Annotated in this window: 16 protein-coding genes and 4 tRNA genes; 7 read left to right on the plus strand and 13 right to left on the minus strand. The window is 57.4% G+C overall.

The features are described from left to right. Window positions 1–68: 68 nt before the first annotated feature. From flgE to U367_RS0114865, 6 genes are all read right to left on the minus strand, one after another. The gene (flgE, locus tag U367_RS0114840) at window positions 69–1,385 is read right to left on the minus strand and encodes a flagellar hook protein FlgE (RefSeq protein WP_028617597.1); all 1,317 of its coding nucleotides are present in this window, start codon (window positions 1,383–1,385) and stop codon (window positions 69–71) included. Between the two features lie 31 nt (window positions 1,386–1,416). Next, on the minus strand, window positions 1,417–2,145 hold the full coding sequence (flgD, locus tag U367_RS0114845; RefSeq protein ID WP_028617598.1) for a flagellar hook assembly protein FlgD: 729 nt from the start codon (window positions 2,143–2,145) through the stop codon (window positions 1,417–1,419). 16 nt (window positions 2,146–2,161) lie between these two features. Continuing rightward, window positions 2,162–2,605 (minus strand): flagellar basal body rod protein FlgC, encoded by a 444-nt coding sequence (gene flgC / locus U367_RS0114850; protein WP_010208347.1) that lies wholly within the window; start codon window positions 2,603–2,605, stop codon window positions 2,162–2,164. 3 nt (window positions 2,606–2,608) lie between these two features. Further along, the gene (gene flgB / locus U367_RS0114855) at window positions 2,609–3,016 is read right to left on the minus strand and encodes a flagellar basal body rod protein FlgB (protein WP_028617599.1); all 408 of its coding nucleotides are present in this window, start codon (window positions 3,014–3,016) and stop codon (window positions 2,609–2,611) included. 311 nt (window positions 3,017–3,327) lie between these two features. Then, complete coding sequence (cheR, locus tag U367_RS0114860; protein WP_025854126.1) at window positions 3,328–4,155, minus strand: protein-glutamate O-methyltransferase CheR; 828 nt, start codon at window positions 4,153–4,155, stop codon at window positions 3,328–3,330. Between the two features lie 44 nt (window positions 4,156–4,199). After that, a complete protein-coding gene (locus U367_RS0114865) occupies window positions 4,200–5,132 on the minus strand; it encodes a chemotaxis protein CheV (protein WP_028617600.1) in 933 nt (310 codons plus the stop codon). Between the two features lie 94 nt (window positions 5,133–5,226). Here U367_RS0114865 and flgA point away from each other — a divergent pair, with 94 nt between their 5' ends. The 4 genes from flgA (at window position 5,227) to U367_RS0114885 (ending at window position 7,820) form a co-directional block, all read left to right on the plus strand. Next, window positions 5,227–5,991, plus strand: a complete 765-nt coding sequence (gene flgA, locus U367_RS0114870) for a flagellar basal body P-ring formation chaperone FlgA (RefSeq protein ID WP_028617601.1) — start codon at window positions 5,227–5,229, stop codon at window positions 5,989–5,991. Window positions 5,992–6,132: 141 nt separating this feature from the next. Beyond that, window positions 6,133–6,456, plus strand: coding sequence for a flagellar biosynthesis anti-sigma factor FlgM (gene flgM / locus U367_RS0114875; RefSeq protein ID WP_028617602.1), 324 nt, complete (start codon window positions 6,133–6,135; stop codon window positions 6,454–6,456). A gap of 48 nt (window positions 6,457–6,504) precedes the next feature. Then, window positions 6,505–6,975, plus strand: a complete 471-nt coding sequence (locus U367_RS0114880; protein WP_028617603.1) for a flagella synthesis protein FlgN — start codon at window positions 6,505–6,507, stop codon at window positions 6,973–6,975. A gap of 95 nt (window positions 6,976–7,070) precedes the next feature. Beyond that, entirely contained in the window at window positions 7,071–7,820 is a 750-nt protein-coding gene (locus U367_RS0114885) for a flagellar brake protein (protein WP_028617604.1), read from the plus strand. A 60-nt stretch (window positions 7,821–7,880) separates the two neighbouring features. Here U367_RS0114885 and U367_RS0114890 read toward each other — a convergent pair whose 3' ends face one another. Together U367_RS0114890 and U367_RS0114895 are read right to left on the minus strand one after the other, a co-directional pair. Beyond that, on the minus strand, window positions 7,881–9,266 hold the full coding sequence (locus U367_RS0114890; protein WP_028617605.1) for an MFS transporter: 1,386 nt from the start codon (window positions 9,264–9,266) through the stop codon (window positions 7,881–7,883). Window positions 9,267–9,535: 269 nt separating this feature from the next. Further along, window positions 9,536–9,612: transfer RNA gene (locus U367_RS0114895), tRNA-Arg, on the minus strand. Window positions 9,613–9,937: 325 nt separating this feature from the next. Here U367_RS0114895 and U367_RS0114900 point away from each other — a divergent pair. From U367_RS0114900 to U367_RS0114910, 3 genes are all read left to right on the plus strand, one after another. Further along, window positions 9,938–10,165, plus strand: a complete 228-nt coding sequence (locus U367_RS0114900; RefSeq protein WP_028617606.1) for a hypothetical protein — start codon at window positions 9,938–9,940, stop codon at window positions 10,163–10,165. 10 nt (window positions 10,166–10,175) lie between these two features. Beyond that, a complete protein-coding gene (locus U367_RS0114905; protein WP_028617607.1) occupies window positions 10,176–10,355 on the plus strand; it encodes a PA3371 family protein in 180 nt (59 codons plus the stop codon). A gap of 379 nt (window positions 10,356–10,734) precedes the next feature. Then, window positions 10,735–11,061 (plus strand): Arc family DNA-binding protein, encoded by a 327-nt coding sequence (locus tag U367_RS0114910; RefSeq protein WP_003175643.1) that lies wholly within the window; start codon window positions 10,735–10,737, stop codon window positions 11,059–11,061. A gap of 169 nt (window positions 11,062–11,230) precedes the next feature. On the opposite strand, the gene mgtE is transcribed toward U367_RS0114910, so the two are convergent. The 5 genes from mgtE to csrA form a co-directional block, all read right to left on the minus strand. Then, complete coding sequence (gene mgtE, locus U367_RS0114915; RefSeq protein ID WP_028617608.1) at window positions 11,231–12,673, minus strand: magnesium transporter; 1,443 nt, start codon at window positions 12,671–12,673, stop codon at window positions 11,231–11,233. Window positions 12,674–13,013: 340 nt separating this feature from the next. Then, window positions 13,014–13,090, minus strand: a tRNA-Arg gene (locus tag U367_RS0114920). Between the two features lie 72 nt (window positions 13,091–13,162). Continuing rightward, window positions 13,163–13,239 (minus strand) — tRNA-Arg (locus U367_RS0114925). A 108-nt stretch (window positions 13,240–13,347) separates the two neighbouring features. Beyond that, window positions 13,348–13,438 (minus strand) — tRNA-Ser (locus tag U367_RS0114930). Between the two features lie 62 nt (window positions 13,439–13,500). After that, window positions 13,501–13,689, minus strand: coding sequence for a carbon storage regulator CsrA (csrA, locus tag U367_RS0114935; protein WP_003175645.1), 189 nt, complete (start codon window positions 13,687–13,689; stop codon window positions 13,501–13,503). Between the last annotated feature and the right edge of the window lie 81 nt (window positions 13,690–13,770).

The following is a 13,770-nucleotide window of genomic DNA, read 5'->3' on the forward strand; positions in this document are numbered from 1 at the left end:
TGCAGGTTCTTTTCTCACGCCCACAAAAAACCCCTCTTACGAGGGGTTTCTTGTGGAGCGCTACCGCATCACGTCATCTGAATGATGGTCTGCATGATGGTGCTCTGGGTGGAGATGGTCTTGGCGTTCGCCTGATAGTTGCTCTGCGCTTTGATCAGGTCCACCAGCTCGTTGGTCAGGTTGACGTTGGAGTTCTCCAGGGAGTTGGCCACGATCGAGCCCAGGGTGCCGGCTTGCGGGGTGTCATAACCTGGCTGGCCCGAAGCGAAGGTCTCTCTCCAGGTGGTTCCGCCAGCCGGCTGCAGGCCTTGTTCGTTGTTGAAGCTGGCCAGGGAGATCTGGCCGATGGCCTTGCTCTGCTGGTTGCTGAACGTTGCGAACAGTACGCCGCTGCCGTCGATTTTCAGGCCGGTGATCTGGCCGGTGGCGTAGCCATCGGTGACCGGTGGGTTACGGTAAGTGGCCGAGTTGTACTGGGTGATGTTGGCCATGTTGACGGCGATGCCGGCCGGGTTCGCATCAGCACCATTTTTCTTCCACACACCATCGGTCACGGTGCCAGGGACCCAACCGGTGATGGTCAAGGTCTTGTTGGAAACAGTACCCGTCACGACGCTGGTGAGTTTGCCGGCACCGTCAAAGCTCAATGTCGACGGAACTGGCGCCTTTACATCGGCACCGGTGCCGAAAGGAGGTGAACCGTCCGGGTTGCGGCCGTCAATCAGCGTATAGGCATTCCACTTGTTGCCGTCGGTTTTCACCAGGTATTGCACCATTGGGTGTGCATTGCCCTGGGAGTCGTACAAGGTGGTGCTGTACTGGGTGGTAAAGGTGCTGGTGTCGTTCGGGTTGAACGGCTTGGCCGCCTGGTCGATCACCGGCTCCGAAGAGTTCAGGTTACTGGTGGAGTCCACTTTGGTGGACGCCTTGGGCGGCAGGTTCGACAGGTTCAGTTGCAGGTCGGTCAGGCCGCCCTTGATGATCTTGCCATCCGCATCCGCCGCATAACCTTGCAGGCGCGAGGTGCCGGTGTTGTTGGTGATGTAGCCGTCTTTGTCGGCACGGAAGGCACCGCTACGGGTGTATTCCAGCGAACCGTCACTGCCCTTCTGCACGAAGAAGCCGCCGCCCTGGATCGCCATGTCCAGGATGCCGCCGCTACCGTTCACGTCACCTTGGGTGAACTGCTGGGATACCGCCGCCAGGTTCACACCGTTACCGATGCTGTTCTGGCCGGTGCCCAGCTTGGAGGCGGCGTAGATGTCCGCGAATTCCGCACGGGACGACTTGAAGCCAGTGGTCGCGACGTTGGCGATGTTGTTGCCAGTCACGTCCAGTTGTTTGTTGGCCGCATAGAGGCCGCTAAGGCCGATGTTAAAAGACATGTTTCTCTCCCTCTGCCGTATTTAGCCGGCTCTATGTACCGATAGTCTGAATTTGCGACAGCTTGACGCTGCCCATGCCGCCAGCCAGGTTCAACAGCATTTCGCCGCCGGTCTTGCTCAAGGTCACGCTCGTTACCGTTGCTGGCAGCGAAGTGGTCAGGGCAACGGCGTCGCCCTTGTCATTCTTGGTGGTGGCATTGAAGGTGTAGGTGCCCGCAGGAGCGACCTCGCCCTTCTCGTTCTTGCCATCCCAGATAAAGCTCTGACTGCCGACAGCCTGGGCGCCCATTTCGATGGTGCGCACCAGGTTGCCGTCTTTGTCGGTGACCTTGACGGTGACGTTGCCCGTCGCCGTTTTCACATCCACCGAACCGGTCATGCTCTTGCTGGTATCCACCATGGCCTTGTCGGTCTGGATGATGATCGAGCGGCCTACCAGCGACGATGCCTGCAGCGCTTGCGACGAGCTGAAGTTGCTGGAGATCGCATTCACCGAGTCATTCAGCGTATTGATGCCCTCCAGGCTGCTGAACTGCGCCAACTGAGCCACGAACGCGCCGTTGTCTTGCGGCGACAGAGGGTTCTGGTTCTTCAGCTGGGTAACCAACAGTTGCAGGAACGCATCCTTGCCCAGCGACTGTTTGCCGGTCGCGGCCTTGGAAGCGTCGCCCAAGCTGCTGGCGTTGTCTGTGGCGGTCTTGACCTTGGAATTGAAAAGGTCCTGGACTGGCGTGTTGTTACTCGTATCAACAATGGCCATTATTTGGCGCCCCTTATCACTGACCCAGGGTCAGGACCTTCTGCATCATGGTTTTGGCGGTGTTCATCATTTCCGCGTTGGTCTGGAACGAGCGGCTGGCGGAAATCATGTCGGCCATTTCCTCGACCACGTTGACGTTGGGGTAATAGACATAACCCTTTTCGTTCGCGGCGGGATGGTTGGGTTCGTAACGGGCTTCAAGGTTGCTCTGGTCTTCGACCACACCGAGCACTTGCACGCCGGAGCCTGCTGCACCCTGGTCCTGGAACAACGAATCGCTGCCGCCCGCCTGGCCACCCTGGAACATGGTGGCGAACACCGGGTGGCGGGCGCGGTAGGTTTGGTCAATGCTCGAAGACACGGTCTCGGCGTTGGCGATGTTACTGGCGACAGTGTTCAAACGCGTGGTCTGCGCGCTCATGCCACTGCCGGCAATATTGAAAACACTGGACAGGGACATGGCTTACTCTCCACGCAGGGCTGACATCAGCCCTTTGAATTTGCTGTTAAGCAGGGTGAAGCTGGCTTGGAAGTTCACCGAGTTCTCGGCGTAGGCCGATTGCTCCAGCTGCGCGTCGACGGTGTTCTGGTCGATCGACGGCTGCATCGGCGTGCGATACAGCAACGACTCGTCACCATTGCTCAGGCCTTGGGCTTCGATATGACGGCTGTTGGTCATGTTCAAGGCGAAGCTGCCGTTCTTGGTCTTGTCCTGCTGTGCAGCGAGCACGGCGGAAAAGTCCAGGTCCCGAGCCTTGTAGTTCGGGGTGTCGGCGTTGGCAATGTTGTTGGCCAGGACTTCGGCACGCTGGGCGCGGAAGCCCAGGGCTTGTTCGTGGATACCGAGCGCTTTATCGAAGCTGATGCTCATGGTGGAAACCTTTAAGGGCTGACCTGCTTTTCGTTAACTGGGTTATAGCAAGGTGTGTGCCAGTTTGTGGGAAGCCCGTATTTAAAGGGCTTGGGGGCGGATTGCCGGGCGGCAATGCCAGAAAAGCGGCAACGGGTTTCCGCGCGGTGCCAGTAAAGCGGCAATCCGGGTTGCCGCTATTGAAAGGTTTGCCGCAAAAACAAATGTGGGAGCGGGCTTGCTCGCGAATGCAGTCTGTCAGTTGATACATGCATCGACTGACACTGCGCTTTCGCGAGCAAGCCCGCTCCCACATTTTTACCGCGTACGACTTACTTAGCCTGGTAAATGATCCCCGGGCTGCACTGCACCATCTGGTAATGATCCGGCAGACCGTTCAGCGCTTCGGAAGCACCCAGGAAAAGGTAACCGCCACGCTTGAGCGTGCCATGGATGCGCAGCAGGATGTCTTTCTTCACTTCGGCCGAGAAGTAGATCAGCACGTTGCGGCAGAACACCATGTCGAACTTGCCCAGGCTGGCGTAGCTGTCGAGCAGGTTGAACGAGCGGAACTCCACACGATTCTTGATCGGCGCCTTGACCGCCCAGCGCCCCGCCCCTTTCGGATCGAAGTAACGTTGCAGGCGCTCCTGCGACAAGCCACGGCCCAGGGCCAGGCTGTCGTACTCGCCAGTCTTGCAGTTGGTGAGCATGGTGCCGGACAGGTCAGTGGCCACGATTTGCGCCCCAGCCTTCAACTGGCCCATGTTCGTCCGCTCGAACTCATCGATCGACATCGAAATCGAGTACGGTTCCTGCCCCGAGGAACAGGCGGCCGACCAGATGCGCAGGCGCTGGCCCGGGCTGGCCTTGATGGCTTCCGGGAGCACTTTGCTCTTGAGCACTTCAAACGGATAGGTGTCGCGAAACCACAGGGTTTCGTTGGTGGTCATGGCATCGACCACCATTTCCTTGAGCCCGCTGCGCGGCTGCCCCTGGATGCGCTGGACCAGCTCACCCAACGACTTGATGCCCTGCTGCTCCATCAGTTTGTTGAGACGGCTGGATACCAGGTACTGCTTGTTTTCACCGAGCAATATGCCACAGGCTTTTTCCAGGAAGACCCGGAACTGTTCGAAATCCAAATTACCCGTAGACAATGATACCGCCTCTTAAATCGTGTGACCGCCAGGGGGAAATCCCCCTAGCCGTGATCTGCTGCCTTGATCCGGTCGACAACCCGGGATGCCAGGTCATCAGGACGGAATTTGGCCAGGAAGTCATCGGCACCGACTTTCTTGACCATCGCCTGGTTGAATACACCCGACAACGAAGTATGCAGGATGATATGCAGTTTTTGCATGCGTGGATCGTTACGTATCTCGGCCGTGAGGGTGTAGCCGTCCATTTCCGGCATCTCGATGTCGGAGATCATCATCAAGAATTCTTCCTCCGGTTTCTTGCCGTCATCCACCAGCTTACGCAGGTAATCCAACGCCTGGCGACCATCATTGAGGGCCACCACTTCCACGCCGACGGTTTGCAGGCAACGGGTCACCTGTTTACGCGCCACCGAGGAGTCGTCCACTGTCAATACACGCAGGGAGATCGCCTTGTGCGCGGTTTCGGCGTCCACCACCCCCACGGAAATCGATTCCGAGGTAGGTGCCACTTCGGCGAGGATCTTCTCCACGTCGATAATTTCCACCAACTGGTTATCCACCCGCGTCACCGCCGTGAGGTAGTGATCGCGACCGGTGCCCTTGGGCGGCGGATGGATCTCTTCCCAGTTCATGTTGACGATGCGCTCCACCGAGCGCACCAGGAAACCCTGAGTCTTGGTGTTGTACTCGGTAATGATGACGAACGGGTTCTCACGGTCCTGCAAACCCGCAGAACCCGTGGCCAGGGACAGGTCAAGAATCGGGATGGTCGCGCCACGGATATTGGCGACGCCACACACCACCGGGCTCGACTTGGGCATGATCGTCAGCTTGGGGCATTGCAGCACTTCCCGCACCTTGAACACGTTGATGCCATACAACTGCTTGCCATCCAGGCGAAAAAGCAACAACTCCAGGCGATTCTGCCCTACCAGCTGTGTGCGCTGGTTTACTGAATCCATTACTCCTGCCATGCCTTGACTCCCACGCTAAAACCTTTGGCCATACCTATAAGGGCAGTGACGCGCACCCAACTCTAAACGGCACGGCCTTTGCTATTTATTGGTCATGGATATTAAAACGACAGTTTCCCGACGCCCCATCCTGACACGGTACCGCACATTGCTTTGCGCACCGCTGGTGCTGCTTGCCTTCGGCCTGGGCACCGCGGCCCGCGCAGACAACGTCACCTTGCCTGATCTACTTATCGGCGTCACCCAAGGCTTTCTTGAGTTCACTGTAGAAGATTATCTGGCAACTACCCAGACACCAGGGCGTTATGAAATCCAGGTCAACCAGTTGGACCCACGCCTGCGCATGCCCATGTGCGACAAGGAATTGACAGCCACCCTGGAAAGCCCCGCCCAGCCCATCGGCCGTGTGACGGTCAAGGTGCGCTGCGACGGCGCCTCGCCCTGGACCGTCTTCGTACCGGCGCAGGTCAAGCTCTTCCGTGATGTGGTGGTGGTTGCCCGCCCGCTCAAACGTACCGGGATCATCGGTTTCGAGGACGTGGTACTACGCGAACGCGACATCAGCATGATCAGCCAGGGCTACTTGACCTCCCTCGACCAGGCGGTCGGGCAGAAATTGACCCGACCAGTGGTCACCGACCAGGTCATCACGTTGGTGCATCTGGAGCAGGCAGAGGTGATTCGCAAGGGCGACCAAGTGGTGATTTCCGCCAGCAGCGGTGCGCTGCAGGTAAAGATGCCGGGGGAAGCCCTGTCCAATGGCGGCATGAGCGAACAGATTCGCGTGAAGAACCTCAACTCCAACCGAGTGATCAAGGCACGGGTCACCGCACCGGGTCAGGTGGAGGTGGCTTTATAGACTACTGGTATCGGGCGCGCGCTTTTCCTACACTGTCGGTTGGATGCCGGCCTGCAGGTTTTATTGTCAATCGAGCCTAAAGTTTGTCCGGGTATGGCCGAAAACATGGCAAGCGTCCAAATACCCAGAGGTTTTTTGATCATGGTCATCGATTTCAGTCGTTTAAATAACACCCCGACAACGTCGGCCCCTACGCGAGCTACTGGCACTAAAGACAGCGTAGAAGCCAAGGCCCAGCCAACGCCCGCCAAGGCAGAACAGGCCAGCGTCAGCCAGAGCGGGGAATCCGTACACCTGAGCAATGAGGCTCAACAGTTGCAGAAGGTCACTGACTCGCTGCGCGATCAACCGGTGGTCAATAAAGCCCGTGTGGCCGAATTGAAACAGGCAATCGCCGATGGCAGCTATAAAGTCGACAGCAACCGTGTAGCCAGCAAGCTGCTTAATTTCGAAGCCGAGCGCTAGGCACAGGCCTGCGCAGGGCTTTTGGACGCTTAAACCCCAAGGCCAGCCATGCATCACGACGAAAATCTGCTTCAACTGATCATTGATGATCTAGCGCCGACGCAACAGCTGCTCGAGCTGCTCAGGGAAGAATCCCTGGCCCTCTACGGCCGGGACATGCCCCTGCTGGAAGAAATCCTGGCGCGCAAGCAGTCGCTGATTGTCCTGCTGGAACAGCACGGCAAAAAACGCAGCCAGATCCTCGTCAGCCTGGGCCTGCCCGCAGACCATGATGGCCTGACGCAGCTGGCTAGCCACTCTTCGGTTGGCGATCAACTACTGGCCCAGAGCAAAGAACTCAATCAATTGCTCACCCAGTGCCAGGAAGCTAACCTGCTCAACGGTCAGTCGATCCAGCTTCAGCAAGCCACGACCGCCAACCAGTTGCGTATACTTCACGGCGGAGAGCCTCCGGCGCTTTACAATGCCCAGGGTTCCACCTCGCGCCTGGTCAAGCCAAGCACCCGCAGCCAAGCCTGACGCCGGTTTACAGCGCACCTATCCAAGGCGCGCCACATACTGGCAGAATGCCTGCTCTTGCGTGTAGTCGTATTTTGTCTGGAGATGGAAGAACCGTGTTCAACGCCCTTAATGCGGAAGATGCCCCGCAGCCACCCAAGGTCCTCACCACGCCTCTGGAAATCGCCAGCACCTTGCGGATGCTGCAAGACAGCCATGACCCGCTGATCATCACCTTTCATGAGCGCAGCCAGCGCTTCCAGAGCTACCTGGTCGACGTGGACCGGGACAGCAAGACCCTGGCACTGGACGAAATGATTCCGCGTGACGGTGAGCGCTTCCTCGAAAGCGGCGAGCCGTTTCGTATCGAAGGTTTTCATGAAGGCGTGCGCGTCGCATGGGAAAGTAACGGTACTTACACCATCAGTGAAAAAGACGGCCACCGCATCTACACCGGCGGCATGCCCGACGAAGTGGTCTACCACCAGCGCCGCAATGCCTTCCGCGCCGCCTTGAAACTGGCCCAACTGGTCAACATCGAACTGGGCGGCGAGAAGCTCAAGGCACCGATCAGCGGCAAGCTGCTGGATATTTCCGCCACCGGCTGCAAGCTGCGCTTTGAAGGGGATATCTCCGAGCGCTTGCAACTGGGCCAGGTCTACGACCGCTTTATCGCCGCCCTGCCCTTTGGCAGCATGACCACCTCGGTCGAACTGCGTTACCTGCACTTCGAAGAGAAGATCAATACCACCTTCGCCGGTGTGCGCTTCCACAACATGAGTGGCTTGGTGCAGCGCCAAGTCGAGCGTTTTGTGTATCAGCTGCAACGCGAAGCACGGCGCTTCGACAAAGACGATGATTTTTAAAACTTAAAGATCGCGGCAAAAAAACGGGCAGATCCTGATGGGATCTGCCCGTTTTTGCTTTCAGGGACGCGCCCGGCTCAAGTCGTGAGGGTGCTCGTCTGGTCCCACGGGTTCAGGCGGCCCTTCAAAGAGCGGCTCATCCGGCTCTGGGTTCGGATCCGTTTGCGGCTCAGCGTCCGGGACGGCGGTTTGCATTTGCTCCTGCACCACCTGTTCATCCACACGCGGGTCCAATGCGGCCACCAGCGGCGAGCTGGACATGCTGTCGGGCATCGCGACGTGATGCAACGGTGCATCGTCCACCTGATGCAGGTTGGTCACAGCTTTTGGCCGGATACGCCACACCAGGATCAACGCGCACAGGCTGAAAAACGCATACAGCATGTGGCTACCGAACATCTTCATCACCACACCCGCCAGCAACGGCCCGACACTCGCGCCGACGCCATAGGTCACCAGCAGCATCGCCGTTAGCGACACGCGGCGGTCACCTTCCACATGGTCGTTGGAGAACGCCACCGCCAGTGGATACAGGCAGAACTGCACCAGCGAACACAGGAAGCCCGCCACGAACAACACTTCAAGCGGCACCTGAGTCATTATCGCCAGCGGTAATGCAGCCACCGCCAGGCACAGGGCAAAACAACGGATCAGCAGCGCACGGTCATAACGGTCCGACAACCAGCCCAACGGCCACTGCACCAACAGGCCGGCGAAAATGCAGCTACCCATGAACAGACCCACCTGCTCGGTGGTCAAGCCTTGCTGAGAGGCATAGAGCGGCGCCAGGCCGTAGAACGAGCCCACGATTACACCCGCCCCAAGTACTGTACTCAACGACTGCGGCACGCGCTTGATAAAGAAGCGCGGCTCCATCGGCGCAGGATGCAGCGGCGCCGGGTGAATCCGCCGGGTCATGGCCACCGGCACCAGGCACAGGGCGAAACACAGCGCCACCAGCATCAGCAATTCAAGGCCAAGCTGAGGGTGCATGACCAGGATCAGTTGACCGAGGACCAAGCCCAGGTAGGAAGCGATCATGTAACCGCTGAACACCACGCCACGCTGCTTGGCGTCCGCCTGCTCATTGAGCCAGCTCTCGATAACCATGTACTGGCACATCATGCCCAGGCCCACGATCATCCGCAGCACGATCCACGCCGGCAGCCAGTCGACCAGGCCATGGCCCAGCACGGCCGCACCGACAATCCCGGCGCAGGTTGCATAGGCGCGGATATGCCCGACCCGGGCAATCAGGCGGTGCCCGATCTTGCCACCCAGTACCAGGCCAAAATAGTTGGCCGCCATCAACGCACCCACCCACAGGCTGTCGACATGATCAGCCGCCAGGCGCAGGGCAAGGTAAGTACTGAGCAGGCCGGAGCCGATCAGCATCATCAAGGAGGCGAAATAAAGGGCTCGAAAAGATTTCCAGATCTGGCGCATCGGCGTTCCGAGCGGCTCCTTGCGGTGAGAGACAGGGCTATCGGCATGATAGTCCGGGGTGGCCGGGTCCGGACAGGCGGTATGCGCTGTTTCCGGGGATTATTTTGCTTTAAGGCTCAGACGCTGTCTGGCTGCTCGCGGGATACACGGATTGCGATAAATACACGACGCAAGGGGTGTGAACCCAGAACCCTGGCAAGGTTCGACGCATCTTCAGAAAATGCCCACAAAAAAGCCCCGCCAGACGGATCTGTGCGGGGCTTTGGATCTGGTGTCCCAGGGCCGGTTCGAACGGCCAACCTTCCCCTTAGGAGGGGGATGCTCTATCCAATTGAGCTACTGGGACAAATGACAGCCGCTGCGCTGAAGGCGCGGCGACGGACGGCGTGCATGTTAACGGCCGAGGTGGGTTTTGTCATGTCGTCCGTAGGCTTTTTGAGTGTAGGCCGATACCGACCTCATTTATCCCGCCCTGACCCCGAAAATACAGGCCCGCGAGCCCATCGTGCAAAATGCACTCCCCCAAAAAGCCATCATTGCAAATTGCAACCTTTCAATCGTTTAAAGTAGACTCAAGCCTTTGATTTTATTGAACTAATAGATTGGCACGACACCTGCAATACTTCTCCTACAAACCCAATAAGCCACGGCGTTAAGCGGAGAACATGACCATGAACAGTGCCCTTCTGTTAGCCCTCAACACCGTAGCCCTGGCTGCATTGCTGATGTTTCACTTTCAATCGACCGGCAGCAACGATCCTGCGCAGATCAGCCAGGCCGTGCCACATCACCTGCAGCAACGCCCGCAACTGGCGGTGATGACCCCCAATGCGCAATCGCCTGTACGCCTTACCCAAGACACTCAGTCCGCACCCGCCTCTGGGCACTGGGTTTTCTGAGGAACCTCTGATGAACAAATTTGCCTGGCTGTTTTTATGCATGACCGCATCAACAGGGATTCTCGGCCTGGGGGCTGAATCCCAAGACGGCCAAACGACCGCATTCGTCGCCAGTGGCGTGTTTGCCAGCCTGTTGTTGCTCACCTTGATCGTGGGTCGACGCATCAAATTCGACCCAGTCTTGCGCTAACCCACCTCCCTACCTTATGTCGCCTTCCCCTCGCTAATCGGCAAATTGCCACTAGTCTTAAACTTAAGGGCAAAAGGCCACTTTGCTATAGGATGTGCGGCCTCAAACCCTGTGGCGGCATGGGCTGACGGCAAGTTCCATCGCGGATTCACGCGTTGAAAATTTTTCCAACCAGTCCGCAAAAATGCAAATCAGTGCTGGCATAAAGCCTTTAGCCAGTTCAATATTTGTCACAGAATTGACGCCAAGGAAATGTCAAATCTGAGGCATGATGCGGCCTCTTTGCAATTCAGGTTGAACTTTGGTCGTGAGCCTTGTCTTAACACTCATCTTGCGGCCAATTCCAAAAACCGCTCCCCTGAACTAACCGGTTAAATATATGCGCCCATTGAAACAGGCAATTTATTCCAGCCGTACGGCTGACAAGTTCGTCGTACGTCTGCCAGACGGAATGCGGGAACGCATTGCCGAGGTGGCTCGCAATCATCACCGCAGCATGAACTCCGAAATCATCGCGCGCCTGGAACAAAGCCTCATTCAGGAAGGTGCGCTGGGCGACGAGTTGAGCATGCGCCTGGACAGCCCCGAGCTGTCGCTGCACGAACGCGAACTGCTGCAGCGTTTTCGTCAGCTCTCCCACCGCCAGCAAAATGCTCTCGTCTCGCTTATCGCGCATGACGTTGAGGCGGCCGCAGAAGCCAATTGATCTGCAACTGAAAGCCGAAGCCAGCCCTGTGCTGGCTTTTTTTTGCGTGGGATTTTTTGTAGGAGCCGGCTTGCCGGCGATCCCAGCGATACGGTCTATCAGTTAAACCGAGGGGATGCGATCGCAGGCAAGCCAGCTCCTGCAGAGGAAGCCGGCGCGCCATGCAAGATCAGAGCAGGAAGATCGTTGCCAAACCCAGGAATATGAAGAAGCCACCACTGTCGGTCATGGCCGTGATCATTACGCTGGCACCCATTGCCGGGTCGCGCCCAAGGCGGGCCAGGGTCATCGGGATCAGTACCCCCATCAGCGCCGCCAGCAGCAGGTTGAGCGTCATAGCTGCGGTCATCACCACACCGAGCGACCAACTGCCATACAGCAAGTAGGCCACCACACCGATCACCCCACCCCACACCAGGCCATTGATCAGGCCAACCGCCAACTCTTTGCGCAGCAGACGCGACGAGTTCGCTGTACTCACCTGATCCAGCGCCATGGCGCGCACGATCATGGTAATCGTCTGGTTACCGGAGTTACCGCCGATACCAGCCACAATCGGCATCAGTGCTGCGAGCGCCACCAGCTTCTCGATCGAACCCTCGAACAATCCGATAACCCGCGACGCGATAAAAGCGGTGATCAGGTTAATGGCCAGCCACGCCCAGCGGTTATGCAGTGAGCGCCAGACCGAGGCAAAGATATCTTCCTCTTCACGCAAACCTGCCATGTTGAGGACTTCAGTCTCACTCTCTTCACGAATCAGGTCGACCATTTCATCGATGGTCAAACGGCCGATCAGCTTGCCGTTCTTGTCGACCACCGGCGCCGAGATCAAGTCATAACGCTCAAACGCCTGTGCGGCCTCGTACGCGTCTTCATCCGGGTGGAAACTCACCGTGTCGCTGGCCATCAGGTCTGCGACTTTCTTGTCTGGATCATTCACCAGCAGCCGCTTGATTGGCAAAACACCCTTGAGAATGCCTTCATAGTCGACCACAAACAGCTTGTCGGTATGGCCCGGCAACTCTTTGAGACGACGCAGGTAACGCAAGACCACTTCCAGACTGACGTCTTCGCGGATGGTGACCATCTCGAAGTCCATCAGCGCGCCGACTTGATCCTCGTCGTAGGACAGCGCGGAGCGCACACGCTCACGTTGCTGGCCATCGAGGGCTTCCATCAGCTCATGGACAACATCACGGGGCAGTTCAGGGGCCAGGTCGGCCAGTTCGTCGGCATCCATCTCCTTGGCCGCAGCCAGGAGTTCGTGATCGTCCATGTCGGCGATCAGGGTTTCACGAACCGAGTCGGATACTTCGAGCAGGATGTCGCCATCTCGCTCAGCCTTGACCAACTGCCAGAGGGTCAGTCGATCGTCCAGCGGCAAGGCTTCGAGAATGTAGGCGACGTCGGCAGAGTGAAGGTCGTCGAGCTTGCGTTGCAACTCAACGAGGTTTTGCCGGTGAACCAGGTTTTCGACCAGGTTGTTGTTCGGGCCATCCTGGCGGTGCGTGAGGTCTTCGACCACGCGTTGGCGCTGCAGCAGCTCGATGACTTGAGCCAGACGGTCCTGCAGGCTTTCTTGTGTTTTCTTTACTTCTACTTCGGTCATAGGCGAACTCCACTCCCAGCAGCGGGGCACGCCGGAAGGATCAATCAGTCAATTCATGATTGGTAAAACGGGGTACTGAGCAACTACTGGGTAAGTCCATGGAGGTATTCCACAAGCCCCGGCGGGGCTGACGGGCGCAATCATACACCGCCCGGCCACTTTAAACGTCAAAAAACTGGGAAGAACAAGCGCTTGCGAGCCAAAGCTGAGTATTGGCTGCATCTATGAACTGCGACGACGCAGTGAAGCAGGAAAACACATGGACGCGAGAGAAAAACAAAAAATCCTACATAAACCCCAGACGGCAAAAAGCCCGCACTAGGCGGGCTTTTTGTTTGTATGGTGCACTCGACAGGATTCGAACCTGTGACCGCTCGGTTCGTAGCCGAGTACTCTATCCAGCTGAGCTACGAGTGCAGATTGTGTTTTTAGACCAGATCACAACTGGTTGTAACCGAATCACTTGCATTACTGCAACTGACTCTTAAATGGTGCACTCGACAGGATTCGAACCTGTGACCGCTCGGTTCGTAGCCGAGTACTCTATCCAGCTGAGCTACGAGTGCATTTGTTGCCGCGCATTATAGGCCGTTCAATCTCTATGTAAAGCTATTTTTTCGTTAATTTTCAACAACTTAGCGAAAAAACCAGATTGCAACGTACTAAGCAAATAATGGCGGAGAACGGGGGATTCGAACCCCCGACACCCTTTTGAGGTGTACTCCCTTAGCAGGGGAGCGCCTTCGGCCACTCGGCCAGCTCTCCGCAACACGGGGCGTATATTAACCACGTTCATCCCCGTTTGCAAACATAAAAAACGATAAAAATTAAAGGCTTGGTTCTTCGTCCTTCTCTTTCTTGATCCGCAGGTAGATTTCCTCGCGGTGTACCGCCACCTCTTTCGGAGCGTTAACCCCGATACGCACTTGATTGCCTTTGACGCCGAGCACGGTCACGGTGATTTCGCCATCACCGATAATCAGGCTTTCTGCGCAACGACGAGTCAGAATCAGCATACCTTTCTCCTCACGCATTTCAGTTCAGGAACAACAGTCTGCAAAAAAAAGGCCTTCGACCTACAACCCAAAGGCCATAGC

Source organism: Pseudomonas canadensis, assembly GCF_000503215.1.
Classification (GTDB): Bacteria; Pseudomonadota; Gammaproteobacteria; order Pseudomonadales; family Pseudomonadaceae; genus Aquipseudomonas; species Aquipseudomonas canadensis.

Bases quoted from the DNA above. Each gene is read 5' to 3' on its own strand.
- flgE (WP_028617597.1), bottom strand. From the start codon at position 1,385: ATGTCTTTTAACATCGGCCTTAGCGGCCTCTATGCGGCCAACAAACAA.
- flgD (WP_028617598.1), bottom strand. From the start codon at position 2,145: ATGGCCATTGTTGATACGAGTAACAACACGCCAGTCCAGGACCTTTTC.
- flgC (WP_010208347.1), bottom strand. From the start codon at position 2,605: ATGTCCCTGTCCAGTGTTTTCAATATTGCCGGCAGTGGCATGAGCGCG.
- flgB (WP_028617599.1), bottom strand. From the start codon at position 3,016: ATGAGCATCAGCTTCGATAAAGCGCTCGGTATCCACGAACAAGCCCTG.
- U367_RS0114865 (WP_028617600.1), bottom strand. From the start codon at position 5,132: ATGGCAGGAGTAATGGATTCAGTAAACCAGCGCACACAGCTGGTAGGG.
- flgA (WP_028617601.1), top strand. From the start codon at position 5,227: ATGGATATTAAAACGACAGTTTCCCGACGCCCCATCCTGACACGGTAC.
- flgM (WP_028617602.1), top strand. From the start codon at position 6,133: ATGGTCATCGATTTCAGTCGTTTAAATAACACCCCGACAACGTCGGCC.
- U367_RS0114880 (WP_028617603.1), top strand. From the start codon at position 6,505: ATGCATCACGACGAAAATCTGCTTCAACTGATCATTGATGATCTAGCG.
- U367_RS0114890 (WP_028617605.1), bottom strand. From the start codon at position 9,266: ATGCGCCAGATCTGGAAATCTTTTCGAGCCCTTTATTTCGCCTCCTTG.
- U367_RS0114900 (WP_028617606.1), top strand. From the start codon at position 9,938: ATGAACAGTGCCCTTCTGTTAGCCCTCAACACCGTAGCCCTGGCTGCA.
- U367_RS0114905 (WP_028617607.1), top strand. From the start codon at position 10,176: ATGAACAAATTTGCCTGGCTGTTTTTATGCATGACCGCATCAACAGGG.
- U367_RS0114910 (WP_003175643.1), top strand. From the start codon at position 10,735: ATGCGCCCATTGAAACAGGCAATTTATTCCAGCCGTACGGCTGACAAG.
- mgtE (WP_028617608.1), bottom strand. From the start codon at position 12,673: ATGACCGAAGTAGAAGTAAAGAAAACACAAGAAAGCCTGCAGGACCGT.
- csrA (WP_003175645.1), bottom strand. From the start codon at position 13,689: ATGCTGATTCTGACTCGTCGTTGCGCAGAAAGCCTGATTATCGGTGAT.